The sequence below is a fragment of the Nitrosarchaeum sp. genome (genome assembly GCF_025699065.1).
In the GTDB taxonomy this organism is placed as follows: Archaea; Thermoproteota; Nitrososphaeria; order Nitrososphaerales; family Nitrosopumilaceae; genus Nitrosarchaeum.
On record NZ_JAILWF010000003.1, the window covers coordinates 43,990 to 69,846 of the forward strand.

At 33.1% G+C, this 25,857-nt stretch carries 32 protein-coding genes and 1 tRNA gene; 13 read left to right on the plus strand and 20 right to left on the minus strand.

The features are described 5' to 3' along the window. Window positions 1-245: 245 nt before the first annotated feature. From aroA to K5782_RS04055, 6 genes are all read right to left on the minus strand, one after another. Window positions 246-1,514, minus strand: a complete 1,269-nt coding sequence (gene aroA / locus K5782_RS04030; protein ID WP_297464152.1) for a 3-phosphoshikimate 1-carboxyvinyltransferase — start codon at window positions 1,512-1,514, stop codon at window positions 246-248. Then, window positions 1,504-2,358 (minus strand): shikimate kinase, encoded by an 855-nt coding sequence (locus tag K5782_RS04035; protein ID WP_297464154.1) that lies wholly within the window; start codon window positions 2,356-2,358, stop codon window positions 1,504-1,506. Before K5782_RS04035 ends, aroA begins: the two co-directional genes overlap by 11 nt. Beyond that, window positions 2,358-3,179, minus strand: a complete 822-nt coding sequence (gene aroE, locus K5782_RS04040; RefSeq protein WP_297464157.1) for a shikimate dehydrogenase — start codon at window positions 3,177-3,179, stop codon at window positions 2,358-2,360. Before aroE ends, K5782_RS04035 begins: the two co-directional genes overlap by 1 nt. Window positions 3,180-3,299: 120 nt before the next feature. After that, window positions 3,300-3,974 carry a type I 3-dehydroquinate dehydratase gene (gene aroD / locus K5782_RS04045; protein WP_297464159.1) on the minus strand — a complete coding sequence of 225 codons (675 nt, stop codon included), beginning with the start codon at window positions 3,972-3,974 and terminating at the stop codon, window positions 3,300-3,302. A gap of 2 nt (window positions 3,975-3,976) precedes the next feature. Next, window positions 3,977-5,035, minus strand: coding sequence for a 3-dehydroquinate synthase II (locus tag K5782_RS04050; RefSeq protein WP_297464161.1), 1,059 nt, complete (start codon window positions 5,033-5,035; stop codon window positions 3,977-3,979). Next, window positions 5,022-5,810, minus strand: a complete 789-nt coding sequence (locus tag K5782_RS04055) for a 2-amino-3,7-dideoxy-D-threo-hept-6-ulosonate synthase (protein WP_297464163.1) — start codon at window positions 5,808-5,810, stop codon at window positions 5,022-5,024. The genes K5782_RS04050 and K5782_RS04055 overlap by 14 nt, the downstream gene beginning before the upstream one ends. A 150-nt stretch (window positions 5,811-5,960) precedes the next feature. Between K5782_RS04055 and K5782_RS04060 the strand changes: the two genes are divergently transcribed. Further along, window positions 5,961-7,079, plus strand: coding sequence for a CofH family radical SAM protein (locus tag K5782_RS04060; protein ID WP_297464165.1), 1,119 nt, complete (start codon window positions 5,961-5,963; stop codon window positions 7,077-7,079). Here K5782_RS04060 and K5782_RS04065 read toward each other — a convergent pair. Continuing rightward, complete coding sequence (locus K5782_RS04065) at window positions 7,074-8,516, minus strand: menaquinone biosynthesis decarboxylase (protein WP_297464167.1); 1,443 nt, start codon at window positions 8,514-8,516, stop codon at window positions 7,074-7,076. The two genes, K5782_RS04060 and K5782_RS04065, sit on opposite strands and share 6 nt — an antisense overlap. Window positions 8,517-8,623: 107 nt before the next feature. Here K5782_RS04065 and K5782_RS04070 point away from each other — a divergent pair, with 107 nt between their 5' ends. Continuing rightward, complete coding sequence (locus tag K5782_RS04070) at window positions 8,624-8,860, plus strand: hypothetical protein (RefSeq protein WP_297464169.1); 237 nt, start codon at window positions 8,624-8,626, stop codon at window positions 8,858-8,860. A 5-nt stretch (window positions 8,861-8,865) separates the two neighbouring features. Here the strand turns inward: K5782_RS04070 and K5782_RS04075 are convergent, their stop codons facing one another. Next, window positions 8,866-9,240, minus strand: coding sequence for a hypothetical protein (locus K5782_RS04075; RefSeq protein ID WP_179365999.1), 375 nt, complete (start codon window positions 9,238-9,240; stop codon window positions 8,866-8,868). A gap of 98 nt (window positions 9,241-9,338) precedes the next feature. On the opposite strand from K5782_RS04075, the gene K5782_RS04080 reads away from it, so the two are divergent. Together K5782_RS04080 and K5782_RS04085 are read left to right on the plus strand one after the other, a co-directional pair. Continuing rightward, window positions 9,339-9,992: a trans-sialidase gene (locus K5782_RS04080; protein WP_297464174.1), complete on the plus strand. Its 654-nt coding sequence runs from the start codon at window positions 9,339-9,341 to the stop codon at window positions 9,990-9,992. A gap of 223 nt (window positions 9,993-10,215) precedes the next feature. Further along, window positions 10,216-11,136, plus strand: coding sequence for a trans-sialidase (locus tag K5782_RS04085; protein ID WP_297464176.1), 921 nt, complete (start codon window positions 10,216-10,218; stop codon window positions 11,134-11,136). Window positions 11,137-11,156: 20 nt separating this feature from the next. Here K5782_RS04085 and bcp read toward each other — a convergent pair whose 3' ends face one another. Beyond that, the gene (gene bcp, locus K5782_RS04090) at window positions 11,157-11,621 is read right to left on the minus strand and encodes a thioredoxin-dependent thiol peroxidase (protein ID WP_297464178.1); all 465 of its coding nucleotides are present in this window, start codon (window positions 11,619-11,621) and stop codon (window positions 11,157-11,159) included. Between the two features lie 99 nt (window positions 11,622-11,720). On the opposite strand from bcp, the gene K5782_RS04095 reads away from it, so the two are divergent. Both K5782_RS04095 and K5782_RS04100 read left to right on the plus strand, forming a co-directional pair. Next, window positions 11,721-12,425 (plus strand): MIP family channel protein, encoded by a 705-nt coding sequence (locus K5782_RS04095; protein ID WP_297464180.1) that lies wholly within the window; start codon window positions 11,721-11,723, stop codon window positions 12,423-12,425. Window positions 12,426-12,475: 50 nt separating this feature from the next. Further along, window positions 12,476-12,550, plus strand: a tRNA-Arg gene (locus K5782_RS04100). Between the two features lie 27 nt (window positions 12,551-12,577). Here K5782_RS04100 and K5782_RS04105 read toward each other — a convergent pair. After that, window positions 12,578-13,003, minus strand: coding sequence for a hypothetical protein (locus K5782_RS04105; RefSeq protein ID WP_297464182.1), 426 nt, complete (start codon window positions 13,001-13,003; stop codon window positions 12,578-12,580). A gap of 53 nt (window positions 13,004-13,056) precedes the next feature. Here K5782_RS04105 and K5782_RS04110 point away from each other — a divergent pair, with 53 nt between their 5' ends. The 6 genes from K5782_RS04110 to K5782_RS04135 all read left to right on the plus strand — a co-directional run bounded on the left by K5782_RS04110 (window position 13,057) and on the right by K5782_RS04135 (window position 15,530). Further along, complete coding sequence (locus tag K5782_RS04110) at window positions 13,057-13,611, plus strand: DNA-3-methyladenine glycosylase I (RefSeq protein ID WP_297464184.1); 555 nt, start codon at window positions 13,057-13,059, stop codon at window positions 13,609-13,611. Between the two features lie 48 nt (window positions 13,612-13,659). Beyond that, on the plus strand, window positions 13,660-14,031 hold the full coding sequence (locus tag K5782_RS04115; protein ID WP_297464186.1) for a carbonic anhydrase: 372 nt from the start codon (window positions 13,660-13,662) through the stop codon (window positions 14,029-14,031). 81 nt (window positions 14,032-14,112) lie between these two features. Continuing rightward, on the plus strand, window positions 14,113-14,631 hold the full coding sequence (locus K5782_RS04120; RefSeq protein WP_297464188.1) for a ferritin: 519 nt from the start codon (window positions 14,113-14,115) through the stop codon (window positions 14,629-14,631). 211 nt (window positions 14,632-14,842) lie between these two features. Continuing rightward, a complete protein-coding gene (locus K5782_RS04125) occupies window positions 14,843-14,992 on the plus strand; it encodes a hypothetical protein (RefSeq protein ID WP_297464190.1) in 150 nt (49 codons plus the stop codon). A gap of 29 nt (window positions 14,993-15,021) precedes the next feature. Beyond that, a complete protein-coding gene (locus K5782_RS04130) occupies window positions 15,022-15,321 on the plus strand; it encodes a hypothetical protein (protein ID WP_297464191.1) in 300 nt (99 codons plus the stop codon). 35 nt (window positions 15,322-15,356) lie between these two features. Continuing rightward, window positions 15,357-15,530, plus strand: coding sequence for a hypothetical protein (locus K5782_RS04135; RefSeq protein WP_297464193.1), 174 nt, complete (start codon window positions 15,357-15,359; stop codon window positions 15,528-15,530). 225 nt (window positions 15,531-15,755) lie between these two features. Here the strand turns inward: K5782_RS04135 and K5782_RS04140 are convergent, their stop codons facing one another. The 7 genes from K5782_RS04140 to K5782_RS04170 all read right to left on the minus strand — a co-directional run bounded on the left by K5782_RS04140 (window position 15,756) and on the right by K5782_RS04170 (window position 23,180). Continuing rightward, complete coding sequence (locus tag K5782_RS04140; RefSeq protein ID WP_297464195.1) at window positions 15,756-16,547, minus strand: DNA repair protein; 792 nt, start codon at window positions 16,545-16,547, stop codon at window positions 15,756-15,758. Window positions 16,548-16,584: 37 nt separating this feature from the next. Further along, window positions 16,585-16,782, minus strand: coding sequence for a hypothetical protein (locus K5782_RS04145; RefSeq protein WP_007550048.1), 198 nt, complete (start codon window positions 16,780-16,782; stop codon window positions 16,585-16,587). A 1-nt stretch (window position 16,783) separates the two neighbouring features. Further along, window positions 16,784-18,370, minus strand: a complete 1,587-nt coding sequence (gene lysS / locus K5782_RS04150) for a lysine--tRNA ligase (RefSeq protein ID WP_297464198.1) — start codon at window positions 18,368-18,370, stop codon at window positions 16,784-16,786. A gap of 2 nt (window positions 18,371-18,372) precedes the next feature. Continuing rightward, a complete protein-coding gene (locus tag K5782_RS04155; protein WP_297464200.1) occupies window positions 18,373-19,965 on the minus strand; it encodes a tRNA uridine(34) 5-carboxymethylaminomethyl modification radical SAM/GNAT enzyme Elp3 in 1,593 nt (530 codons plus the stop codon). A 98-nt stretch (window positions 19,966-20,063) separates the two neighbouring features. After that, window positions 20,064-21,308 carry a cation:proton antiporter gene (locus tag K5782_RS04160; RefSeq protein ID WP_297464201.1) on the minus strand — a complete coding sequence of 415 codons (1,245 nt, stop codon included), beginning with the start codon at window positions 21,306-21,308 and terminating at the stop codon, window positions 20,064-20,066. A gap of 74 nt (window positions 21,309-21,382) precedes the next feature. Further along, window positions 21,383-22,405: a phosphoribosylformylglycinamidine cyclo-ligase gene (gene purM, locus K5782_RS04165; protein ID WP_297464203.1), complete on the minus strand. Its 1,023-nt coding sequence runs from the start codon at window positions 22,403-22,405 to the stop codon at window positions 21,383-21,385. A 49-nt stretch (window positions 22,406-22,454) separates the two neighbouring features. Continuing rightward, window positions 22,455-23,180 (minus strand): PAC2 family protein, encoded by a 726-nt coding sequence (locus K5782_RS04170; protein ID WP_297464205.1) that lies wholly within the window; start codon window positions 23,178-23,180, stop codon window positions 22,455-22,457. A 255-nt stretch (window positions 23,181-23,435) separates the two neighbouring features. Here K5782_RS04170 and K5782_RS04175 point away from each other — a divergent pair, with 255 nt between their 5' ends. Next, window positions 23,436-24,359 (plus strand): hypothetical protein, encoded by a 924-nt coding sequence (locus K5782_RS04175; RefSeq protein WP_297464207.1) that lies wholly within the window; start codon window positions 23,436-23,438, stop codon window positions 24,357-24,359. Window positions 24,360-24,411: 52 nt separating this feature from the next. On the opposite strand, the gene K5782_RS04180 is transcribed toward K5782_RS04175, so the two are convergent. From K5782_RS04180 to K5782_RS04190, 3 genes are all read right to left on the minus strand, one after another. Beyond that, the gene (locus K5782_RS04180; protein ID WP_297464209.1) at window positions 24,412-24,744 is read right to left on the minus strand and encodes a YnfA family protein; all 333 of its coding nucleotides are present in this window, start codon (window positions 24,742-24,744) and stop codon (window positions 24,412-24,414) included. Continuing rightward, the gene (locus tag K5782_RS04185; RefSeq protein WP_297464211.1) at window positions 24,732-25,097 is read right to left on the minus strand and encodes a YnfA family protein; all 366 of its coding nucleotides are present in this window, start codon (window positions 25,095-25,097) and stop codon (window positions 24,732-24,734) included. The genes K5782_RS04180 and K5782_RS04185 overlap by 13 nt, the downstream gene beginning before the upstream one ends. 160 nt (window positions 25,098-25,257) lie before the next feature. Continuing rightward, complete coding sequence (locus tag K5782_RS04190; protein ID WP_117439739.1) at window positions 25,258-25,776, minus strand: hypothetical protein; 519 nt, start codon at window positions 25,774-25,776, stop codon at window positions 25,258-25,260. Window positions 25,777-25,857: the final 81 nt, after the last annotated feature.

Below are 25,857 nucleotides of genomic sequence, written 5' to 3' on the forward strand. Positions count from 1 at the left end.
TTTCAATTTACATGTGTTTAAAAATTACATATTTTCTTTAAAATAATTATAATTATTACAATTAATACTTAAATATTAAAATAACGTATATTATATGTGCAAAAACGTGTAAAATCTAACAAATGATTTGCGCGGCTCTGCGAAAAATGCATGTTATCTTCGTAAAAACGAAGTGAGTGAGGAGAATGCTTTTCACTCTATACAGGGTCGCGCCTTTTACCCCTTTTTGATAATTTTTTAAAATTTTACTCTACTGTGATTTTTGCCCCTAATTTGTTCATCTCACTAACAAAATTAGGATATGATACTGATACTGACTCATAATCTGTTACGATACAATTACCAACATACATTCCAGCAATACAAAATGCCATGAATAATCTGTGATCATTTTCGGAATTTAATAAAGTCCCTCTTAATTCATTTGATGACTCTAAAATTAAACCGTCTTCTTTCTCTTGTACTTTAATTCCCATTTTAACTAATTCTCTATAAAGTATGGAGATTCTATCTGTTTCTTTTAATCTTGCATGTTTTACATTTATAATTTCAATTGGATTTATTGTTTTTAATGCTAGAATTGCTAAAGGAGGAAGCAGGTCTGGTGAATTGTTTAAATCAAATCTTCCCCCACTAAGTTTATCTGGTGTTTTAATTGTGATATGCTCTTCTGTTATGGTTACTTTTACTCCCATTTGTTCTAAAATATCGATAAACACTTCATCTCCTTGAGGTAGATTTCCAATTTTACCATGGATTACAACATTTTCTCCATTTAATACTGCAGCTGAAAGTAGTAATGCTAAACTCGAAAAATCAATTGGCACAGTAAATGTAGATGGTTTGTATAATTGGGGTGAAATATTGTATTTTCTATATGGAATTAATGTTTGTACTGTAACCCCAAAGTTTCTCATTGTTGCAATAGTTGCATCAAGATATGGTTTTGAAACTAAATTTCCATCTATGTTTAAGTTAATTCCTTTTTCAGTTAATGGTGCACAAATTAGTAGTGCTGATACAAATTGACTTGAAAAATTTCCAGGAATTGAAATATCTCCACCTGAAATTCTTCCTGTGATTTTGATTGGTGGCATTCCATTTATTGAAGTACATTTTGCTCCTATGCTTTTTAATGCATCAAGTAGTGGTTGCATTGGTCTTTTTTGAAGACTAGCATCTCCTGTCAATGTAATTTCATTAGTGAATAATCCTGCAATCCCTGATGCAATCCTTATGGTCGTTCCTGAGTTTTTAGCATCGATTTCAGGTACATTTATGTCAAATTTTATTGATTTTCTGACAATTATTGACGAATCTAACTCTTCAATTTCAGCTCCGAATTTCTTACATGTGTCTATTGTTGCAACTGTATCGTCTGAAAACAACACATTGTCAATTTTGCTATCATTGCCTGCAAGTGCTGCAAGAAAGATTGCTCTGTGTGAATAACTTTTATTTGCAGGGCATGTGACATGACCTGTTATTTTTGATTTTTCTACTTTACAATTCATGAACTTCAGCCTTTTTGTTATTGATTTTGGATACTATTACATTTCCTTCTAATACTGAAAATACTTTTTTTATGTTTGATTCATTTTCTTTTTTTGTTACAGCTGCAATTGCAGGACCGTTTCCTGAAACTGATGCTCCAAGTGCTCCTTTCTCCAATAAATTAATGATTATTTTTGGATCTGAATTTAATATTGCAGCTGTTGCTAATCCATTGATGTTCATTGCGTTCCAATATTCTGCTTTTTTTGCCAACTCCCATGCACCATTAAATACATCTGAAAGAATCTTTAGATTTTTTAAATTTCCTCGTTTTCTATTTTTAGGAATAAATATTACTGCAATTAAATTTGTAGGTGCTTTTTCTAAATGAATTCTATTTTTTTTAAGATTATCAGTTACATTGAATCCTCCATAATAACATGAACATGCATCATCATATGCTCCAGTTATGCTTACTTTAGATTCTAATGATGCCTCAACTCCTGCAAGTAAAATTTGTTTATCTGTTAATTTTGGTTTGAATATTTTTGCACATGCAAGAGCGATTGCTGATGAAATTGCACTTGAACTTTTTAATCCATATCCTGTAGGTATTTCTGAATTTAGCGTAACGTCAATCTTGTTTTCTTCAACCTCTTTTTTTGAAAGTATTTTTTCTATAGTTTTATTTATTAATCTTGAACTTAGGCTCTTATTTTCTGACTGAATGAAAATTCCTTTACCTGGACTGGTTTCAATTATTGCATCTACTTTCAATTCAATACCTAACGTTGCACCCTTGTGGGTAGCAATTGCATTTACAAGTGATACTGCACCGTGTACTGTAGCCATTGCTTTTGCCATTATACTCCTCCTAACAATGCTTTTTTCATGGCATTATAAGGTGCTTCTACGCCATGCCATATTTGAAACGCTCTAGATGCTTGGCCCAATAGCATCTCATAGCCATAAATTATGATGGCACCTTTTTCTTTTGCTTTTTTTATAAAATCTGTATTTATTGGAGAATAAACTATATCATACACAATTGTTTTTGAGTTAATTTCATCAAGTGAAATAATACTCGGTTCATTTTTCAATCCCACTGATGTTGCATTTACGATCACATCATAATTTTTTGTCGTATCTCCTATCTCCTCTATTCTAATTGGATTTGCTTTTAATCCAATTTTATTTGAAAACTCTGAGATCTTATCTGCATTTTCTAAAGTTCTGTTTGCTATGGTGATACTTTTTGCATGTTCTTTTGCAAATCCTGCTACAATAGCTCTTGCAGCACCCCCTGCTCCTAATAACAACACTTTCAAATCTTTTATGTTCAAATTTCTTTTTTTAAATGGTTCTAAAAATCCATCCATATCTGTATTGTATCCTTTTAAAATTCCATTATCGTTTGTAACTGTATTCACTGCACCTATAATACTACAAGACTCGTCTAATTTATTCAGGTATTTCATCATTTCAACTTTATGTGGAATTGTAACATTAAATCCATCTATCTTAATTTTTTTAAGTGATTCTATTCCTTCTTCTAATTCATCTTTTGCTATTTTATATGCAATATATGAGCAATCCAAATTCAATTCTCTAAATGCTGCACTGTGAATATTTGGCGATAATGAATGATCAATAGGATCTCCAATAACTGCAAATGTTTTTGACATCTTATTTTCTAGATTACTATGATTGATTTAAACTCTCAACTATGTGTTAGATATCTTTTTGATTGCATGTTTTTTATAAATTCTAAAATTATCTTCTTTATTTGGTTGGACTCTTAATATTTAGTTCATCTTTAGGCGGATGATTTTTTTTACCTCATCAACACTGAATTGTCCAGGTGCTATTGGCTTTCCAAGTGATACGTATGTGTATGGGCTTCCTAGATATAGGCATAAAATTCTTGATAATCTTCCATTATCTCCCATTGCAAATGCTATCAAACTGTTTTTTTTATTTTGGCTATAGAGTTGAAGAGTCGTAGTAGAATCTTTAGCTGATTTGGCTGTAGTGACAATTTTTACATTATTTGAAAATTTATTCATCTGAGTCATTTTGTTTTTTAACTCAGAAAATTTTGGAGTTTTTTTAAAATCATGCCATGAAATAAGCAGTCTAGTCTTTGTTGATTTGAGATATTTTGCCAATTCTTTATTTTTTTTAATTGTATTAAATTCAACATCTAGTAAAAACGGATTATACTCTGAAATTAATTTTAATATTGCCACTCTTTCTTTTTCATTGCCTTCAAATTTTCCTCCTTCTGATTTTGGTCTAAGCGTGCATACTACTTTTTTTAAATCCTCTTTGATATTTTCTAATGTTTGTGGTATGTCTTCTGTTTTTAAAAAATCAAATCTTACTTCTGCATAATCTGATTTTTTTAGTGCTTGTTTTAGATTGTTTTTGATCTTATTTGAAGAATTTTCTGCAATTGTTACACAAGTTTTGTATTTCATTTTTACTTTTCTAAAATATATTCGTCTGATACTTCCATTCCAAAATGTCTGCCCGTTGCAGATTTTGCATGAACCATTACTGAATCTCCTTTCTTGAGATGAGTCACTGATACAAGTTCACCGTTTGGTTTTACAAAGCGAATTGTTTCAGCGTCTTGTGCAATTATTCCTCCAATTTCTACTCCTACAGATGCTTTAATCATCAACATTGGGCGTCTTTCTATCTTTGATCTTCCCACCGTAGCTCTTCTTGCTTTACCTTTAGAATTTATTATTAATACTTCAGAACCTGTTTCTACTTCTGAAAGATAGTTTGTAGTTCCATCAGGAGATAGTGTATAACAATGAACCGCTCCAGCGTTTACTCTAAATGGTCTTGGTGATGTAAATGATGAACCAACTGATTCATTATGAACTAGAAATAGAAAATTTGATCTACTTCCAATAAGCATTCCTTCTCCCTTGTGTAACATTGATGCTGTATCGACACAAACTCTTTCGCCGTCTCCTACTTCTTTAATCTCGATAATTTTTGCAGATTTCAAATCAAATCTTCTAGTTCCTAAATATACCATAGCTTCTCTTACTTCATTAATTGATCCTGTATTGAAAATAACCCCGTCTACTCCAACTTCAAGTATTGAAAACATCTTTCTTACTTCCTCTGGTGTATTTGCTATGGCAAAAATTTTTGTGTTGATTTTGTGAAGTTTTGCAATTATGTTTTCAAGCGGAATAATCTTCCAATCTTTTACTTCAACTATTACAAAATCTAGTCCTTTTTTTGCAACCGTCAAAATATCTTCAATGTCCTTGTTGGACAAAACCTCAAATTTCCTGCCTATTTTTTTCCCCTTTGGTTTTGCTGAGCCTTCTTTTTCAATTATTATGTAATTTGCAGCAGATGATGGATATATTGTATCTAATTTTGTCTTTGAATTTAGTTTTTTTGGATCAAGATATACTGTCTTGATTCCTTCTTCTTCTAACTGTGGAAGAAATTTTGCTAATTGCGCTTGAGAAACTTTGGGCGAAATTATTAATTCTCTAGTTTTGCTCAAGTTTTTTCATTGCTTCCTTTGCGGATTCTTTTCTGAAAATTATTGATGCTAATGCTTCTACTATTTTTTCTGGGTTTTTATGTGCAAAAATATTTCTACCATATGTTACACCTTTAGCTCCTGCAGTCATTGCATCTTCTGTCATCTGTAAAATATCTAAATCTGTTTTTGTTTTTGGTCCTCCTGCAATAACAATTGGAACTGGAGTACTCTTTACAATTTTTGCAAATGAATCCACATCACCTGTGTATAGTGTTTTAACAATATCTGCTCCGCACTCTGCTCCTATTCTTGCAACATGTCCTACAATTTCTGGATCGTGTGGATCTTTGATATTTTCACCTCTTGGGTACATCATTGCTAATAATGGCATATCCCATTTGTGACACTGGTCTGCAATCATTCCAAGCTGTTCTAACATCTCGGGTTCTTCTTTACCTCCGATGTTGATGTGAAGTGATACTCCATCTGCTCCTAGTCTTAAAGCTTCTTCTACTGTACCTGTAAGCATTTTACGATTAGGAGACATTGACAAAGAAGTACTACTTGAAAAATGAACTAATACGCCAATCTTTGTTGGTTTTGGTAATGTTTTGAGAATTCCTTTATTAATTATGATACTTGTAAGTCCACGTGTTTCACATCTGTAAATCATCGATGCCGGATCTGCTAATCCTTCAATAGGACCATTTGAAATTCCATGATCCATTGGAATGCATAACATTTTTCCTTTTCTAAGAATTCGACTTAGTCGAATTTCGTGACCCGATACCATGGCTGAATCTGTTTTTAGTGCCCTACTTAAAAATAACGTGAATCTTTAACTCAAAATTATATTATTTATGCATGAATGTGTCTGATGTGTTGTTTTTTATCATCCTCTCAAAGAATAAATAGAAATCATAGATGTTGTTGAACAAGTTAATTGAGTCAAACTACTGAACAAATTAATCGAAGTGACATTGGAGATATTCTTGAAGATTCTCTAAATGGTAATAGACCTGGTCCTACAGATTGTCTTAGATTATTAGAGTCTGACGATGTGCATCTAATGGGTCTAGTTTCTGGCCATTTGACAAGAAAGCAATTTGGAAAGAAGGTTTCTTTTGTAAATAATATTATTTTGAATTATACTAACGTCTGCATTACTGATTGTAAATTCTGTGCATTTTATCGCTCTCCTGGTTCTGAGGATGCTTACACATTATCTCTGGATCAAATTGAATCTCGAGTAAAGACTGCATGGGACATGTTTAAGATTAGACAAGTCTTGATTCAAGGTGGGCACAATCCAAATCTGAAAATTGAATATTATGAAAATGCATTTAAAATGATTAGAAAAAAATTTCCAGAAGTCGGCGTCCATGGACTTTCTGCATCTGAAATTGATATGATCTCTAGAATTGAAAAATCATCCACAAAAGAAGTTTTATCTAGATTAAAAGAATCTGGATTGCAATCAATTCCTGGAGCAGGAGCTGAAATTCTTGTAGACTCTGTTAAAGATGTGATTAGTCCAAAAAAAATATCCAGTGCAGATTGGATTAGGATAATGGATGAAGCTCACTCCCTTGATATTCCAGCATCAGCAACTATGATGTATGGACATGTAGAAAATAATGATGATATTGTAGATCACTTTTTTAAAATTGTAAAATTGCAAGAAAAGACTAGTGGATTTATGGCATTTATTCCTTGGAATTTTGAACCAAATAATACTTTGATGCAAGAAGAAAAATTAGTGGAATATGGAACCGGTGGAACACAACTGCTAAAAATGATAGCGATATCTAGACTTGTTTTTAATGGATTAATTCCACACATTCAGTCTTCATGGCTTACAAATGGAGTTGGAATGGCGCAACTTGCTCTTCAATATGGTGCAAATGATTTTGGCGGTACATTGATTGGTGAAGAGGTTGTATCTTGTACCGGTTCACGTTCTACTGAACTAACTGGTAAACTAATAGTAGATGCGATTCATCAAATTGGTTATCAGGCAGAAGAACGAGATAATTTCTATAATTCTATTGCTTTGCTATAGTCCGTAACTAGACCATTTAGAATCTACTAGATTTTTTGTTTCTTTATCTACCTTAACTAACTGTTGAATTTCTCTTTGATATCCTTCTTCTCTAGTTTTTTGAGTGGCATCAATTCCTAACTTTGAACCCAAATTCACCATTGGAGATGCAGGATCAAGTGTATCTGTAGGTGTGTTGTTGATAATTGTTGTATCCCGTGCAGCATCAGCTCTTGTTGTAATTGCCCATATTACATCATTGATATCATGAACATTGACGTCCTCATCTACTACAACAAACATCTTTGTTAGTGCCAATTGTCCCATTCCCCATAATCCCATCATTACTTTTTTTGCTTGTCCTGGATATCTTTTTTTAATTGATATTATTGCAAAACCTTGGAACCATCCAGATGCTGGCATACTGAAATCTACAACTTCTGGATGAAACATTCGTATCAATGGCAAAAATGACTGCTCAATAACTTTGCCAATATATGCATCTTCAAGGATTGGTTTGCCTACTACTGTTGTGACATAAATGGGATTTTTCCTTCTCATAATTCCAGTTAATGTGAAAGTTGGATATGGTTCAATTGGAGTGTAATATCCTGTATGATCTCCAAATGGTCCTTCATCTCTGATATCATGGGGGTCAACATATCCTTCCAAAACAATTTCAGCATTTGCAGGAACTTCCAAATCAATGGTTTTGCATTTTACAGTTTTGATTCCTTTTTTTCTTGTAATTCCCGCAAACAAATACTTGTCTAGTCCTTCTGGAACTGGAGCAATTGATGAAAATACAGTTGCAGGTTCACATCCAATAATTACAGCTACAGGTATTTTCTCTCCCCGCTCTTTTGAAATCTCTCCATGTTGTGCACCACGTTTATGTTTTTGCCAGTGCATCATTGCATGTGTACTATCTATGATTTGCATTCTATATACCCCAAGATTTCTAACTCCAGTTTCTGGATGTTTTGTGGCAACTAATCCTAATGTGATAAAACGTCCTGCGTCATTTGGCCATGATTTTAAAATAGGTAATTTATCAAAAGATGCATCACTTGAAGTAATCTCAGTCACTGGTCCACTGTTTTCTAGTTTAGGAAAAGAATCTGCCATTTTTGAAAGTTCGGGGAGTTTTTTTATCTTGTTTAGAAATCCTGATGGCATATCCATCTTTGTCATATCTACAATTCTTTGTCCTATCTCTGTAAAGTCTGTCATCTCTAGTCCAATTTCTAATCTTTTCATTGAACCAAACGCATTACCTAATACTGGCATGTCATAATTTTTTATATTTTCAAAAAGTATAGCTGGACCATTTGAGTACATCTCTCTTCTCAAAATTTCTGCAATTTCTAAATTCGAGTCGACTTCTGTTTTGACTCTTTTTAATTCACCTTTTTTTTCTAACTCTGTTACAAATTCATGGATGTCTTCGATTGCCATAATTTTACTAAAAATGAATCTAGTATAAGCTTAACTAGATTTACGCATGCTTGATACTTTAAAAATAATTTTAACACATGGCATTTAATTCCTACCACTGGGAAATTATGTCATTGGTTGATGAAAAATGCGTAGTCTGTAAGGGAACTGGTACTATAGAACTATTAGGTTCTCAATGTCCTTTTTGCAATGGAACTGGTGAATCAAACAAATTAGCCAAATCTTATCTTGACTCACATATCTGTCAATGTGTTTTTCTTGATAGAAAACGATGTCCATTATGTGGAAAGAGATGTCATCATGACACCCCAAACAAACCAAAAATTTTACTTAGTCCTGAATAGAAATTTTACATTGGTGGAAGTTCGTTTTTTCTATCATGTCCACCAGAACCAAATTTACAATAGAAACATAATTCTGATTCCATGTATTTTAGTTGCTCTACTTGAATGGCTCCAAGCTTTAGTGCAATTTTTGTTAAAATTCTATATTTTAATGGCATAGCTGGAATTACCTCTTGGGTATATACTCTGTAATGATCGGGGCAGAATTTCAGAGTTATTTTTGATGGCTCCTTGCCTTTCTGATTCACCTGTCTTGTAAAATTGATCTGCTCTCTAATGTATTCATGTTTTGGACAAGGACAGTCTTTTCCTCCAGGGTGTTTGTATGCAGGAGTATTTTTCCAATCAAATCCTGGATACTCTTTTTCAAAATCATCCATGGTTACAGTTAGGTGTATTGTGCATATAAAACTTGATCAAATTTTACTTTGATACTTGACCCAAATGTAAATAAACCCCGAAAATTCATCCAAACTAAATGTCGGCTGCTAAAAAGCAAACGAAAAAAGATCTTGAAAACAAGATTGCCGAATTAGAAGCTAAATTAGATAAATTGGCAACACAGCTTGAAGCAAAACCAGCACCAAAACCAGCTGAGGTTGCAAAACCAGCTGAGACAAAACTAGCCGAGGTTGCAAAACCAGCACCAAAACCAGCTGAGGTTGCAAAACCTGCTGAGGTTACAAAACCAAAAGGCGTATTGCCAAAAGGTTCTGAACCAAAACCAGCAGATGTGCCAAAACCATCTGAGACAAAAGCATCACCACCAGCTACTGTACAAGCAGCTTTAGAGAATGCTTATCAAAATGCCAAAATGACCGATTTTCATTGGTATAGGGCACATGTAACGGGTTATTCTCCAGCTCCAAACAGATACTTTGTAAGAAGAACTGCTCCTGTAGGTAAAGTACCATCAGGAAATTGGAATGATCAAAAAGCTAAAGTTCCTGGATATACACAACCATCAAACCAGTACTTTGCAACAAGACCTAGACTTGCATATCATCCAGCAGATAAAACATTTGGAGGTTTCAGTGGTGTGACAATGACAGTTGATGGAGTAGTTGCACAAGCTCAAACACAACAAGCACCTCCAAAACCAAGTAAAGGCACATTGCCAAAAGGATTCTAATTCAATCATTCTTTTATTTTCTATTTTTGATAAAAATCAATATCCTGACCACATTTGTTGTCTTAATTGATATTTGATTTCAAAATTCATTTGTTTTTATTTTATAATCCGTTTTATATTTATGCAATTTTTACATATTATGATTTATTTTTTCCAATTAATTTTAACTAAATATTCTATCTGATCAAAATGTAAATAAACAATGTAATATTTACTGAAAGGAATGGCAACTAAAAAGCAAACAAAACAAGATCTTGAAAACAAGATTGCCGAATTAGAAGCTAAATTAGATAAATTGGCAACACAGCTTGAAGCAAAACCAGCACCAAAACCAGCTGAGGTTGCAAAACCAGCTGAGACAAAACCAGCCGAGGTTGCAAAACCAGCACCAAAACCAGCTGAGGTTGCAAAACCTGCTGAGGTTACAAAACCAAAAGGCGTATTGCCAAAAGGTTCTGAACCAAAACCAGCAGATGTGCCAAAACCATCTGAGACAAAAGCATCACCACCAGCTACTGTACAAGCAGCTTTAGAGAATGCTTATCAAAATGCCAAAATGACCGATTTTCATTGGTATAGGGCACATGTAACGGGTTATTCTCCAGCTCCAAACAGATACTTTGTAAGAAGAACTGCTCCTGTAGGTAAAGTACCATCAGGAAATTGGAATGATCAAAAAGCTAAAGTTCCTGGATATACACAACCATCAAACCAGTACTTTGCAACAAGACCTAGACTTGCATATCATCCAGCAGATAAAACATTTGGAGGTTTCAGTGGTGTGACAATGACAGTTGATGGAGTAGTTGCACAAGCTCAAACACAACAAGCACCTCCAAAACCAGCTGAGGTTGCAAAACCAAAAGGTACCTTGCCAAAAGGAACAGAACAAGCTAAAGTGACATCTACAACTGAAAGTTCTGGAAAGTCAAGAAAAGAACAATTAGAAGAATATGAACAAGAGTATCTCCAAAGAATAGAACAACAAAGAATTGAAGACGAGAAGAGATACCAAGAAGCTGTTGTTGAAGAAGTAAAAACTAGAACAAATAAAACTCATGGTGCTTTACCAAAAGGATTTGAAGCAAAAGCAGCTCCTGAACCACCAAAAACTTCTAAAGGCACATTGCCAAAAGGATTCTAATTTTTAATCTTTTTTTCTTTTTAATTTAATTTTAAAAAATCATCTAACACTTCTTTTGAATGTCCTGCCGGTTTTACTTTAGGATATACTTTGAAAATTTTTCCTTTCTCATCAACTAAAAATGTGCTTCTTGCTACTCCCATGTATTCTCTCCCCATGAATTGCTTTTTACCCCAAACTCCAAATCCTTTTGAAATTGTTTTATCTACATCTGCAAGAAGTGGATATTTTATTCCCATTTTATCACAAAATTTCTTATGTGAATCCACATCATCTGGACTGACTCCTATGATCTCAATTCCAGCTTTTTGAAATTTTTTATAATCTTTGGAAAACTCATCTGCTTCTGTTGTACAACCCGGAGTGAAATCTTTTGGATAAAAATAGATGACATGCTTTTTACCCTTAAAATCACTTGATTTGACACTGTTTCCGTTTGCATCTTTTACTTCAAATTTTGGAACCGATTCTCCTTCTTCTAACATGATATGTCTAAAGATATTTTGACCGTTAATTACTTTTTGACTTTGATAATCTATCCCACTTCGAATGTTTTATATGGAAATTAGAATGGCTTTAGCTTAATGGTTAACCCAAGAGCATATCTTGCAGAAGCAATTGCAACATATGGTTTAGTATTTTTTGGTCCGCTTTCTGTAATTATTGCAGTAGCCTCTTTTGGAGAAACTCTGACAACCCAATCTGTATTGTTTATTTCACTTGGCCATGGTGGTGCAATCGCTCTTATGGTTTATGCATTTGGACATGTATCTGGAGCTCACATCAATCCAGCAGTTACAATTCCTATGATGATTACTAAAAAAATTGGAATTAAAGATGGTATTGGATATATTATTTCACAATTAATCGGTGCAGTTGCAGCAGCAGCAACTCTTAAAGCAATTTTGCCAGAACTTGGCGCAAAAGTTAACTTTGGTACGCAAGGCGGTCCAAGTGAACTTATCAATAACAGTATAAGCTCTGGATTTGCAATAGAAGCAATTTTGACTTTCTTCTTAGTACTGGTAATTTTCATGACAGCCGTTCATAAAAAAGCATCACCTGGATGGCATGGATTTTCAATTGGTGGAATGGTGTTTTTGATTCACCTCGTTGCAGTTCCATTAACTGGCGCATCTGTAAATCCTGCAAGAACATTTGGTCCTGCATTGATTTCCGGAGCTTGGGAGTTTCAATGGTTGTATTGGGCAGCACCAATTCTAGGTGGCATAATTGCAGGTTTGATCATGAATTATGTCTATGTCAACAAGGTCGAAAAAGAAGCATAATTTTTTTCAAATACCAAACGTTTTTAAAAATTTGATAGCACGATTCTGTTGGACTCGTTGCATAGCTTGGATAGTGCGAACGCTTGCGGAGCGTTAGGTCGTCGGTTCGAATCCGACCGAGCCCGCTTTTTAAATTCTTTGAAATGATCTTTTTAGAATGTTTTTGTCTTTCTTAAAAAAATAGTTACTGATATCATGTAACATGCAGTAGCTATGATTTCTGAAACTAGTGATGCGATGAATGGTTCTATGTTCATTTCAAGAAAATAATACAAAGAAGGCCATCGTATTGCAAGATAAATAATTTCACCTACTCCAAATGATGAAATCATACTTAGGATCTCTTTTTTAATTAAACTTGAACTCATTTGTTTGTATCTTATTTTATTATCCCAATAAAACAAAACTGAGAAAATTCCAAAATATACTATGTACCCTGTTATTATTGTAATTGTAGTTGTGAGGTGATTCTCATAACCCGTTAATGATTGGGCAACGACTGCCGAAAGTGAGGCTGAAATGATAAAACAAATTATAAAATTCCTGTTAATTTGTAGTAGTTGCTGGTTAACCTTCATATTCTATTTTTCATCTAGTAACTATTATTTTATGTTAAACAAATTCGAATTTTATGAAAACTAGATGTCAATGGGCAAAGGATGAACTTAACATAGAATATCATGATAATGAATGGGGAAAACCTCAACACGATGATCGTAAATTATTTGAATTTTTAATTTTAGAGGGAGCTCAGGCTGGCTTAACTTGGACTACTATTCTTAAACGACGAGATGGATATAGAAAAGCATTCTCTGACTTTGATCCAGTTAAAGTGTCAAAGTATACAGAAAAACATATCAAAAATTTACTAAATAATCCTGCAATAATCCGCAATAAATTAAAAATTAACTCTGTAATTAATAACGCAAAACTCTTTGTAAAAATTCAAGAGGAGTTTGGTTCATTTGACAAATTCATTTGGAGTTTTGTTAATAATACAACAATAACCAACAATTTCAAAAGACTTTCTGATATACCCGCATCCACGGATATATCCAAAAAAATGAGCGATGATTTGAAAAAATATGGATTTAATTTTGTCGGTCCAACAATTTGTTATGCTTTCATGCAAGCTGTAGGTATGGTAAACGATCATACAAGTGACTGTTTTTTACATAAAAAATAATTTATAATGTCTTGTCTTAGTATGATCTATTGTATGGATTTGATCTGAATGGGTGATGGAAAATTTGCCACCTCTATTTCTTGCATGGATGGAAGAATTCAATTTCCTTTGGCAAAATGGATTAAAGAAAACTATTCTGTCGATTACGTTGATACCATAACAGAACCTGGAGTTGACAAGAAAATAGCAGAAGATTCTAGTCATGAATCAATAAAATCAAAAATTGGAATATCTGTAAATATTCATAAGTCTAAATTAATTGTTGTATCTGGACATTATGATTGTGCTGGAAATCCAGTATCTGATGAAAAACACATGTCTCAAATAAAAGATGGAGTTAAAGTGATTTCCTCTTGGAAATTTGATGCAAATGTGATTGGTGTTTGGGTTGACAAAAATTGGAATGTTGTTCTTCTATAATTTTTAATTAATTCTTTTCTTTAACTTTTCAAATATTTAGCAAGTTTTTTTAGTTAGTTAATCAAATAGTAATTGTAAATTATGAAAATCTCTAAAAATATGCAAAGTGGATTAAATAATCAAATCTTGTTGGAAGCAAATGCTTCAAATACATATTTGTCAATGGCCTCTTGGTGTGAAGTAACTGGATACGAGGGTGGTGCTAGTTTCTTTTATGCTCAATCCGATGAAGAAAGAACTCATATGCTAAAAATAATTCATTACTTAAACAACATGGGAATTTCTGCAAAAATTCCTGCAACTAAATTACCTACATCTGATTTTAAATCATTAGAATCAATTTTGAAATTGGCATTAAAAAACGAACAAGCAGTTACTTCTGCAATACACAAACTAGTTGAAATTGCATTAAAGGATAAAGATCATTCTACCAATGTATTTCTAGAATGGTTTGTCAATGAACAAGTTCAAGAAGAAACAAAATTTGAGACATTGATACAAAAGTTTGAATTGATTGGAAGAGATAAGATTGCTATAAACGAAATAGATAAAATTTTGGCATCATCTGCTACTGCAACAGCACCTGCCGAATCAGTCTAGCTCCATTCTCTAAAAATCTAATCATTTGTGTATTTTTTACATTTACAACCTTTCACAAGACATTTGCCATTTCCTTCAAAATGAATGGCATTGTCGTGATAACATCCAATTTTCATATTATTACATTTCATTACAAAATTCCTTGTTTATGTTGATTCTTTAATCTTGTTTGTCAGACAATTATAATTACACATCACACATATTGTCTATAATGGCAAATATCAAAAGTATAGGTCGTTTTTTTATTTTTATTATAGGTGGGCTTGTTGCTATTATTGTTGGTTCATTTATGATTCGTGGAACTATGCACATGTGGGATAAACCTGATTCTGACAAAAAATCTGATAAAAATAATGACTAAAAAACAAGTATGATGAATTGATTTTAGAAATGATGCCTGATTCTTCAATTAGAAAATCCCTTGAAGATTATGTCAAATTAAGAATTAGAGATGTTCCATCTGAAATTCATCAAACTTTTCCAAATGTTAAACAAATTTGGAAATGTGAAAACCAAGTTGATTTTCTTTATGGATATTATGTCGGAAAGATCGAAGAAGGAACATTACATTATTTACTTAAAGCAACTCGAGCATCGGCAGGTGGGTTTGTCGATGCTTTTGAAATTAGAGGTATTCTTGAAACATATAGAACAGATCTGAGAAATTCTATTGAGAAAGCACTCTCTTAGTGAAGTAGAAATACTACACTGTTCTAAATATTGACATGGTTGGACCTCAAGATGGTGGATTCGGTTTTGATCAATCAAAAAAATACACTAATGTTGAAAATATAGAGCAAGTATGTGTTCAATGCCAAGCTGGTCAACACAAAAAATGTTTGGTAAAGTCAAAACAACAAGAAAACTGTGAATGCGAACATTGCCTGATTTATGGATAATGCATTTCAAAATTAATTTAATTATTTCTATCTCTTATTATTATAAAATTTATTCTTGTGATTTTTTAATAATTGCGTAGATTCAATAAGTGTTGTTTTTAGTTAATTGATATGTCTAAAATTAAACAAATAATTGCATGGGTTGCAATTCTTGGTGGTGGTATTGGCTTTTTCTTTTTCTCATTATATGCCGTAGACTTTATGCGTTAAATTTGGAAATTATCTTTACTCTTTAGACTCTGTCTTTTCTTTTAGTTTTTCAAGTTCCTCTCTAGTTTGAGCATGTTCTCTGCGCTCTTTGTCTAATAGAACATGAAGTGTTTCTAACTCTTTTTCTGCCTTACTTAGTTTTGATTTTAATCCTCCAACCACCGCACTAGCAGCTTCGATTATGCCTTTAGTTGCTTTTTTATCTGTAATTTCTCCTTCAATGAATTCTTTTTCTTTAGAGGTGAAAATTCCAGTTTCACCATCGATATTTTCCTGTGTATTTTTTACATCATGTTTTGCATTATACAGTCTTGAAGTAATCTCTTCTAACTCTTTTTGTGCTTGAATCTGCTGTGCACGTATTTCATGTAATTCTGATTGCCCTTCAGTAATTTTTTCTTTAATATCCTCATACTCTTTTGTGATCTTTTCAAGTTCTTGATTCTTTTTTGTAAGGTTGATCTCTGCTCTGTCTATTTCCTCAATAATTTTTTTATTTTTATTGAATTTTTCTTCTGAATCATTTATTTTTGTTTTGATATTTTTGTATTCCAAGTATATTGTATCAAGTTCTAATTTTTTTTGATTTGATTCTCTCTTTATCTCCATTAATTTACTAGTTGCTTCATCGTATTCTTCTTTTACACTTTGTAGCTTTTTTGTAATATTGCCAATCTCTTCTTGTTTTGTTCTAAATTCAATTTGTAGTCCTTCTACTTCTGTTTCAAGTGATTCTTTTAGAACACTCTCTTCATTTTTTTCATATGTTTTTTCTTCTTGCTCCTTTTTCTTTCCAAAAAGACCCATGTTAATCTACAAAAATCTCCAAAAGATGAACCTTTCTTTAGTTTTTTGCTCTTGTGCGAATAAACTTGAGATAAAACCCAATTCCACCAATTACTATACCGCCAATCAATGCTAGCATTCCTAATTCTGGATTATCGGGATTAATGTTTGGTGCTAAAAATAACAATAATGCCCCAAATATGATTAGAGCAAAACTGCTACCTCCTCTTGATTTATTGTGCTCACTGTGTACCATTTTAGATATATTCTGAAATTGTTTTTGCGACTTTCTTTCTTCCGATATCTGTTATGAGTGGTCCAATTTTAGGTCCTCTTGATGTGCCTAGTATTATCTGATACAAAATTCTAAAGAAGTCTTTTGGTTCAACACCGTTTGATTTTGCAATTTGATATATTGTATTTTGAATGTCTTCTGGTTCTTCTTCTGCATTGAGTGCATCTACTAATAATTTTAAAACTTTTTTGGCTGATTCATCCATATCTACTTGTGTTTTTTCTTGCTGATCAAACTCATCTGCAAAATTTCCAGCTAATTCGATTAATTTTTCTATTTGTGGATCAGAATTTTTGATCACACCGTAATCTAATAGTTTTTTCATTACCATTTCCGTTCTGTTTTCTTTGAACATTTTTGCCAATTCCACTAATAATCTATAATTGACATGTATGCTTGGTTGTTTTGGAGGATTTAGTAAATTTACATATTCGTAGAGCCCCTTTGATTTTATTAATTTGGCCTCATTGTCAACCTTGATTTTTCCAAAAAATATGTCTTCTAATTCATTATACTCGTTCATCAATGATGGTATGTCTTCAAATCCTAACTCTCTTGCCCCTGTAATTCTTTTGTAAAGTAGTAACAATATTGATTTTGGACTTCCAAACTCCATCCATTTTTGTCCTGTAACCACATTTCCTAATGATTTTGAAATCTTTTTTCCGCCTTTATCCAAAAACATTTCATATTTTACATGATGCGGATGTGGAAAATTTAAAATCTCATCTGAGACCCAGTCGTTTACTTTTACTGAATCCATGATGTCTTTTCCATACGCTTCAAATCTAATATCAAATGCTGCCCATCTTGCTGCAAATTCTACTTTCCATGCTAATTTGCCAAGATCTTTTGTGATGTCTGCTTCTCCATCGTGTCCACAACCTTTGATCGTTTTTGAGCTAATTTCTGCGTCATGACACTTGTATCTCACCTTCTTCTCATTTTCTAGATACTCAAATGCTTCTGCCGTGTAAAGCCGGTCACAATTTGAACATACTGGAAAGTATGGTAAAAATTTCTGATATTTCTCTTGTCCTACCAATTCTGAAATTTTATCTCCTATCTTTGCGCTGTTTTGTAAAATTGTATGAATTTGTTCTTTTAGCAATCCATTTTTGTAGGTATCTTTTGCTCTTCTGAATTCATATTTAATTCCCATTTTGTCCAGTCCATCTAAAAGAATACTGCTCATGTGCATTCCATATGACTCATGACAACCGTAAGGGTCTGGAATCAACGAAACTGGTTTAGCAATGTGTTTTTCTAAATCATCTGGAAATCCTTCCGGAATTTTTCTCAATCCGTCTAGATCATCTGAATATGCAATTAATTCTGATTTGAATCCATAATTTTCTAATGCAAGTTTTACTCCATATGCCCTAACTGCATCTCCTAAACTTCCTATATGTGGAACTCCTGAAGCACCAAGTCCGCTTTCAACTCTTAATAGTTCTAAACTTCTACCAAGAGTTTTTTCTCGCTCTAGTAACTCATGAGCTAATTTATCTATCCAAGTTCCCTTGCCGAAAATTTCTTGTTCTGACATGTCTATTCTTTATTCAACGATTTTGTCATGTATGGCCCATATAACGAATACCCTATTTTCTGATAATATTCTCTTGTTCCTACAGCGCTAATTACTAGTAGTTTTGTAGCATCAAATTCTTCTTTGGAAATTTTTTCAGCCTCTTTCATTAAATTTTTCCCCAATCCTGAATGCTGAATCTCATTTTCTCCTTTTTCACCAAGCTTCAATGATTTACCATAAACGTGTAATTCTCTTACAATGCAAGAATTATCTTCAATTTCTTTTCTATGTGCAAGGTTACTTGGTTTTCTTAATCTTAAAAATCCATAAATTGATTCATTTGAATCTTCATATGACAAAAATACTTCTTTTCCTCCCGATGAATCGTAATTAATTCTGTTTAATTTAATATCTTGTTCACTAGTTTTTTTGTTTGACAAACCTGCCTCTCTACATCTAATGCATTTGCATGAAATACCTTGTTTGTTTAGATTTTGTTGTACTATCTGTCTGAGATTTCCTGATTTTGGGCCTGCTATGATCTCATTTGGTGATATCTCTCTTTGAACTCTCATTATTCTGACCCATTTTGGAACATTTTTCTTTACTTCGGTTAAAACTTTGATCATATCATGATCCGAATATGGCGCGTATTTTCCTCGTTTGTATTCCTCATAGAGTGGTGTATTTTCAATTACTAGTGATGGGTAAATTTTCAACATGTCTGGTCTAAGTTCTGGGTCTTCAAACAATTTTTTAAAATCTGCAATATCTCCTTCTGGTGTCATTGTAGGAAGTCCGGGCATCATATGTGCTACAATTTTATATCCTGCATCTTTAGAAATTTGAAATGACTCTGTAACATCATTGTAATTATGCCCTCTGTTAACAATTTGGTATACTCTGTCTTGTAGTGATTGAACTCCTATCTCTATTCTAGTAATCCCGTAATATAACATCGCATCAACATGTTTTTGCTTGCAATAGTCTGGTTTTGTTTCAATTGTAAATCCAACGTTTCTTATTTTTGCATGTTCATTGTTTAATTTAGCTTCTTCCAAATTTTTTGAATCAATTCCATTTAATGCATCATAGCAAGATTTGATAAAATTTTCTTGATAGTCTTTTGGCATGAACAAAAATGTGCCTCCTACAATTACTATTTCCATTTTAGATGGATCATGTCCAAAAGCAATTAATTTTTCAATTTTTGATATTATCTGTAGTTTAGGATCATATTCATTTTGTATTGCGTTAAGTGTTGATGGCTCTTTTCCAGTGTAGCTATTTGGCGAATTGAATTCTATTCCGCCTGGACAATATGTACATCTTCCATGAGGGCATGCATAAGGTTTTGGCATCAATGCAATTACTGATACTCCAGATGCCGTTTTGATTGGTTTCTTTAACAGCACTTTTTGTAATTTAAAAAAATCAGCATCTTTTACAGTTGAAAGAATTTCATGATTTCTTGGAATTCTTTCTAGTGCGTATTTTGCACATATTTTTTTAATTTCTGCCTTTACTTGTTTTTTAGTTGGTTCTTTAATTGTCAAAAGGTTCTGTGTTATTTCAGTACACGCAGTTGAAAATAACACATCTAGTTTATTCATATTTGAAATCATATCTAATTGAACATAAATTCGTTAAATAATCTTGGGACGTTAGATGTCTAATTTTGTCTGAAAATTCATTCTTTTACTCTGTTTATTTATGGCAGATTATTTGCTTGTGGTTCTGCTCCTTCTTGTCTCTGTTCTTTTTTATATTCTATCTTTAACCAGACTGGTGTTATGATTGTAGTTACTGCTACCATAATCACGATGGTAGAATACACACTTGATGTTAAAATTCCTGATGCTACTCCTACTCCTGCCACAATCAAACCTACTTCTCCTCTTGATATCATACCTATTCCAACTTTCATTCCTTTTGATTTGCTTTTCAAAAACATCATTGCTGGAAGTCCACATCCTAGTAATTTTGTCGCAATCGCTATTGCAATAACTATTCCACTGAGATACAATATCTCTGCGTTTACCTGTCTAAAATCAACTTGCGCACCAATTATTGCAAAGAATAATGGTGCAAAGATTAATCCTATTTGATGTGCATAGTTCTCGACTTTTTCAAATACCTTGGTAGTTGATAATGCCATACCTACTGCAAATGCTCCTACTATTGGTGACAGTCCTATGGATCCTGCAAGTGCAGCTGCTCCAAAAAATGATGCTGTTGCAATTCCTTCTACACTTCCTTTAGCTTTCCATAATCTTGGTGTGATGACTTTTGGCATAATCCAAACAGCTGCTATGAGCATTGCTGCAAAGAACCCTAACACTTGCAAAATTTTTATTGTTACATCTGAAATATCAATACTATCTACTCCCCCAGGACCATTTGCAATTGATATTACCACTGACAGTACTGCTATAGCTAAAATGTCATCAACTACTGCTGCTCCGATAATTAGACGTGCTTCTGTTGATTTGAGTTTTCCAAATTCGCTTAATACTTGAACTGAAATTGCGATACTTGTTGCTGTAAGTGCTGTTGCAATAAGCATTGATTGCAACGCATCAAAACCAAACATCTGAAACACTATCAGTCCTACCGCAAATGGAACTACCACTCCTAATGTTCCAACTGTAAACGACGCTTTTCCGCCTTTTAGGAATTCCTTTGGAGTCATCTCAAGTCCAGCCATAAACAAAATTACTATTGCTCCGATCTCTCCTAGAATTTTTATCTCGTTGTTGATGTTGACTAGTGATACTCCACCAGACCCAACAATGTATGCTCCGAGTGCAAATGGGCCAATTACCATTCCTGCTATTAATTCTCCTAATACAATAGGAAGTTTAAGCCTAAGAAACAACTCCGCCATTATTTTTGCGGCAAAGAGTAGGATTCCTACTCCTATGATCGTTTCAATAAAATGTGCTTCTGCTGCCATCTGTTCTCTATTTTTGTTGATATATTGCTAATATAAGGCGATATTTGGTTGAAAATTATTTCGTATTTGTCTAATTATGTGATTTTTGATGAATTCACAAAAACTCCTTTTTTGGATACTATTTCTCCTATTTCTTGAGTTGCAATTTTATATTTTTTAAAAATTGATTTTATTCTTGATACTTGATCTTTTGGAGATATGATGCAAAACCCTATACCCATGTTAAATGTCTTGTACATCTCTTCTGGTTTTACTCCTTGCTCTTCGATTAATCCCATTATTGGAGGTATTTTTGGTAAACTGTCTATATTGTATCCTATTTTTTTGAGTCTCATTAGTTTTGTAAATGCTCCTCCTGTGATATGAGCTAATCCGTTAATCTTGCATTTTTGAATGCTTTCTAAAACAGGTTTTACATAAATTTCTGTTGGCGTCAATAATGCGTCCCCTATGGCTCCAACTCCCTTCACTTTGTCTTTTACAGAATATTTTGATAGCAGAGCTTTTCTTGCAAGTGAGTATCCATTTGAATGGATGCCACTACTGTTTGCTCCAATAATTACATCTCCTGGTTTTATTTTGTTACCCAACACAATATCTTTTTTTGAAACAAGACCTACTACCATTCCTGCTAAATCAAATGAGAATTCTTTTCCTGTAAGAACATCCGGCATTATTGCTGTCTCTCCTCCTACAATTGGTAATGCTGACTTCTTTGCCCCATTAACTAATCCTTCTACAATTTTTTTAAAGATTATCTGATCATTTTTGTTTGCAGCAATATAATCTACAAATGAAACTGGAGTTGCACCGATACATATTATGTCATTTACATTCATTGCAACACAATCAATTCCTATAGTGTTGTATTTTTTCATCATATTTGCAATTACTACCTTTGTCCCTACGCCGTCTGTATGTGTAGCTAGTAATTGTCCTCCTGGAATCTCTACAATTCCTGCATAATGTCCAAAACCATGTGTTATCTTTGCCATTTTTTGGAGTTTGTGTGTGGATTCAATCAGTCTGCCTATTGCTGCCTGACTTTGTTTAATTTTGGTAATATCCACGCCTGCATCTTTGTAGGTTAAACCCATAGTTTCATGCGTATTTGCTGTGAATAAAAGAATTTGCCTGCCATATGGCTTACATGTACATTCCAGAAAATTCTTCTCTATGCTTGACATATTTTTGAGATAATTCGTTAAATTCAGAATGAATTCTCTCTTTTTCTTTCTCCAAACTACTAGTGTCTATTTTCATATCGTAGAATCTGTTTAATGCTTCTATCAATGTAGATGCCGCTATAGGATCCGGTGATGTTTTATTTGCTTTTGCAAGTAATGCCACTCCTTGAATTTTTCTTACAATACATTCGTTTAAAATTCCTCCTGGAATTCCAGTAATGAATCCTTGTGGGATCATGCTGATATCTTTATCTGCCATCATTCTTACCAAATCTTCTTTTGCTGCACAATATGCTTTATCATCATGTTCTTCACTTGGAATTCCATCAAGAATTACAATTTCTTTTGATCCTTTTTTTTCTGACCAATCTAAAATAGCTGAAACCAACGAATACAATCCCTCCATTCTTAATGTTATTTCACAAATTATTGCACATATTGTTCCATCTTTATTTGCATAAAATCTAAAAGGATGACGCAGTCTTCCTTTCATAAAAACAGTTGATGGTGGAAGATATTTTGATCTCATCAATCCAATTTCTTCCATCTTTAATTCTTCGATGATGTGGCTGATTGAAAGTGATCCTACCAGACCTGCTCCAACAAATCCTGCAAATATTATCGGACTGTTTAGTTCTACTTTTTTTATTTCAAATACTTCTGCTTCTGGAAATCCATCTGCCACTCTCTACGTCGATTATTCTGTCTAATTACTTTTATGAATAGGGATCTTGTAACAATATTTTTAGACGTCTTTGATAATTAGAAATATCTGATTATAGTTTAATCTATCTAACTTTAATTGCTTTCGAACTGATGTGATAGGTTATTTTTTAACCACAACCATGAAATCTTCTATCTTTTTAGGATTACATATTTTACACATGTAAAGTACTTGTTTTTTATACCCTAGATTCAAAACATAATTAGCGATAATACTTTGAAAAATAAAACTGCAACGAAATTTCTTATCATTACGGGCATTGTCCTAATTGGAATTGCAATTGTTTTTAGCTTTAATTCAAATGATGAAAAATCTGTGCCAGCAGACACAACAACTAATACAAGAATAGTAGAATGGCGCCATGTTCATGGATTAGGTGTCGATCCTATCGATTCTAGTATTTTGTATATTGCAACGCATGGGGATTTTTACCAGAGCAGAAACGGTGCACCGCCAGTAAAAGTAGACAAATTAAGAGCAGATTACATGGCATTTAATGCCCCACATGACAAAGATTCTCCTCTATATGCTAGTGGACATCCATCAACTGGTGGAAACACTGGATTAATCAAAAGTGTTGATGGTGGGATAACTTGGCAATCTGTTGCCAAAATTTTAGAACCTCCTGTTGATTTTCATGCAATGACATTAAGCAAGAGTGATCCAAACTTGATTTTAGGTTTTGACAGTGGTGGAAGAGGGCTATTCAAAACCATTGATGCTGGAAAGACTTGGAAAACTTTAGAATATCCAGAATACATCTCTGCATTGACAATTTCTCCAACTGATTCTCAAACAATATTTGCAGGAACAGGAAATGGAATATTCAAGTCAGATGACGGTGGTAATACTTGGGCAAACATTGCATATCAGGGATTAGCCATATATGCTATGAATTTTGATGATGATGGAATTTTATTTGCTTCAGTAAACACGTTTGGATTAGTTCGTTCAAATGATCTTGGAGTGACTTGGGAAGACTTGCCAAACATTGATCTTACAATTACCAGTATTGCCTTTGATTCACCAAGCAAAATACTATACATAAGCGGATTTTCATCTGAAGGGTATCAGGAAGTTTACAAACTTTCTTACGATATAACACAGTATGAGATAATTGGCACTAACAAGGGACTTTGATTGAATTAATTACTAATCTTTTACAGCGAATGTAAAATGATATGGTAGATGTCTATCTGGGAAAATAAAATATTACTGCAACTCCTACAAGAACAATTATCGAACCTATTATCTCAAACCTATCTGGCTTTTTCTTATCAATCCAATAACCCCAAACTATTGATGATACGACAAAAATTCCACCGTATGTTGCATAGACTTTACCAAAATTTGCAGGTTGCATTGTCATGACAATTCCATATGAAAACAAAATCAATGCTCCAACCAACCCAAATATCTTTCCCTTGTGATCTCGCAATACTTTCCATATAAGATAACCTCCACCAATTTCCAATAACGATGCAAACAAAAATAATCCCAAAGTAGAAAAGATTACTTCGACCAAACCTTTTCTCCTTTTCTTGGGTAGTAGAAAATTATCAAGACGCCAATCACTGCAATAACAGTTCCAATAATGTCATAGTTGTCAGGATTTATGCCGTCAATTAACCATCCCCAGAATACAGACATTACAATAAAGACTCCTCCATAAGCTGCATAGACTCTATGAAAATGAGTTTTCTGAAATGTTGGAACAATTCCATACAAAAACAATACAAAACCACCAACTGCACCTAACATCCAGCTAAAGTCTTCACGTAACCAAAGCCAGACTAGATACCCCCCGCCAATTTCACAGAGACCAGCTAGAAAAAATAATAGAATTGAAGTGAAAATATTTCTTGAATTATTGCCCATTTTACTACAGAAATGGATGAAAGTTTCTATGCTATAACTACTTTAGAGAAAATAGTTTGGAATCAAAGAAAAAACAATTTTGTGGGTATTGTTCTGAGGATACATGCTTACTAGATTGTGAAATATGCAATCCTAAAAAAGACAATGGTAGTAATTGTGACTAACATGTTGTATTTTCTCCATCATTTAACATGTTCCAAAAATCGAATGCAGTATATTTCTCTGATACTGAATATGGAATTCCAATGATTGTTGTTTGAAAATGTGTTACCACATTCATTTTTCTTGGATCAATCCTAATCGTAGTATCACTTTCGCTAAATAGGTGATCAAAATGCATGAATAGGGTTTGAGAATATTCCATTGAATCTGAGACATATTTTCCATTTGATTCAAGTACTGAGTACGGGCTAATACTTGCAGAATTAATTATGTATGTTCCTAAAAGTTTTTCCTCAAAATATATTGCTATATCTAATTCATTAAAATTTGCTGGAAAAAAAGAATTATTACATACGTTGATTTTTCCATCTATTGTATTAAATGAAAAAAATCTAAAAAGATTATCCCTTCCACCAAGTTCCAGTTGGTCTAAAGCATATACATTTAGAAGTGAATACCCCACTGTCCCAATTATAATTAAAATTGCAATAATGCCTACTGTATTTTGTTTATTCATTTTTAATACCATTGACAAACTCAAATATTAATAATGAAATCATGCTGACAAAATCAACGCTGAGTTGTTTTTCTAAATTTG

What these genes read in the sequence shown, in the direction of transcription:
- aroA (WP_297464152.1), bottom strand. Translation starts at nt 1,514, where the DNA reads ATGAATTGTAAAGTAGAAAAATCAAAAATAACAGGTCATGTCACATGC.
- K5782_RS04035 (WP_297464154.1), bottom strand. Translation starts at nt 2,358, where the DNA reads ATGGCAAAAGCAATGGCTACAGTACACGGTGCAGTATCACTTGTAAAT.
- aroE (WP_297464157.1), bottom strand. Translation starts at nt 3,179, where the DNA reads ATGTCAAAAACATTTGCAGTTATTGGAGATCCTATTGATCATTCATTA.
- aroD (WP_297464159.1), bottom strand. Translation starts at nt 3,974, where the DNA reads ATGAAATACAAAACTTGTGTAACAATTGCAGAAAATTCTTCAAATAAG.
- K5782_RS04055 (WP_297464163.1), bottom strand. Translation starts at nt 5,810, where the DNA reads ATGGTATCGGGTCACGAAATTCGACTAAGTCGAATTCTTAGAAAAGGA.
- K5782_RS04065 (WP_297464167.1), bottom strand. Translation starts at nt 8,516, where the DNA reads ATGGCAATCGAAGACATCCATGAATTTGTAACAGAGTTAGAAAAAAAA.
- K5782_RS04070 (WP_297464169.1), top strand. Translation starts at nt 8,624, where the DNA reads ATGTCATTGGTTGATGAAAAATGCGTAGTCTGTAAGGGAACTGGTACT.
- K5782_RS04075 (WP_179365999.1), bottom strand. Translation starts at nt 9,240, where the DNA reads ATGGATGATTTTGAAAAAGAGTATCCAGGATTTGATTGGAAAAATACT.
- K5782_RS04080 (WP_297464174.1), top strand. Translation starts at nt 9,339, where the DNA reads ATGTCGGCTGCTAAAAAGCAAACGAAAAAAGATCTTGAAAACAAGATT.
- K5782_RS04085 (WP_297464176.1), top strand. Translation starts at nt 10,216, where the DNA reads ATGGCAACTAAAAAGCAAACAAAACAAGATCTTGAAAACAAGATTGCC.
- bcp (WP_297464178.1), bottom strand. Translation starts at nt 11,621, where the DNA reads ATGTTAGAAGAAGGAGAATCGGTTCCAAAATTTGAAGTAAAAGATGCA.
- K5782_RS04095 (WP_297464180.1), top strand. Translation starts at nt 11,721, where the DNA reads ATGGTTAACCCAAGAGCATATCTTGCAGAAGCAATTGCAACATATGGT.
- K5782_RS04105 (WP_297464182.1), bottom strand. Translation starts at nt 13,003, where the DNA reads ATGAAGGTTAACCAGCAACTACTACAAATTAACAGGAATTTTATAATT.
- K5782_RS04110 (WP_297464184.1), top strand. Translation starts at nt 13,057, where the DNA reads ATGAAAACTAGATGTCAATGGGCAAAGGATGAACTTAACATAGAATAT.
- K5782_RS04115 (WP_297464186.1), top strand. Translation starts at nt 13,660, where the DNA reads ATGGGTGATGGAAAATTTGCCACCTCTATTTCTTGCATGGATGGAAGA.
- K5782_RS04120 (WP_297464188.1), top strand. Translation starts at nt 14,113, where the DNA reads ATGAAAATCTCTAAAAATATGCAAAGTGGATTAAATAATCAAATCTTG.
- K5782_RS04125 (WP_297464190.1), top strand. Translation starts at nt 14,843, where the DNA reads ATGGCAAATATCAAAAGTATAGGTCGTTTTTTTATTTTTATTATAGGT.
- K5782_RS04130 (WP_297464191.1), top strand. Translation starts at nt 15,022, where the DNA reads ATGATGCCTGATTCTTCAATTAGAAAATCCCTTGAAGATTATGTCAAA.
- K5782_RS04135 (WP_297464193.1), top strand. Translation starts at nt 15,357, where the DNA reads ATGGTTGGACCTCAAGATGGTGGATTCGGTTTTGATCAATCAAAAAAA.
- K5782_RS04140 (WP_297464195.1), bottom strand. Translation starts at nt 16,547, where the DNA reads ATGGGTCTTTTTGGAAAGAAAAAGGAGCAAGAAGAAAAAACATATGAA.
- K5782_RS04145 (WP_007550048.1), bottom strand. Translation starts at nt 16,782, where the DNA reads ATGGTACACAGTGAGCACAATAAATCAAGAGGAGGTAGCAGTTTTGCT.
- lysS (WP_297464198.1), bottom strand. Translation starts at nt 18,370, where the DNA reads ATGTCAGAACAAGAAATTTTCGGCAAGGGAACTTGGATAGATAAATTA.
- K5782_RS04155 (WP_297464200.1), bottom strand. Translation starts at nt 19,965, where the DNA reads ATGAATAAACTAGATGTGTTATTTTCAACTGCGTGTACTGAAATAACA.
- K5782_RS04160 (WP_297464201.1), bottom strand. Translation starts at nt 21,308, where the DNA reads ATGGCAGCAGAAGCACATTTTATTGAAACGATCATAGGAGTAGGAATC.
- purM (WP_297464203.1), bottom strand. Translation starts at nt 22,405, where the DNA reads ATGGGTTTAACCTACAAAGATGCAGGCGTGGATATTACCAAAATTAAA.
- K5782_RS04185 (WP_297464211.1), bottom strand. Translation starts at nt 25,097, where the DNA reads ATGGGCAATAATTCAAGAAATATTTTCACTTCAATTCTATTATTTTTT.
- K5782_RS04190 (WP_117439739.1), bottom strand. Translation starts at nt 25,776, where the DNA reads ATGAATAAACAAAATACAGTAGGCATTATTGCAATTTTAATTATAATT.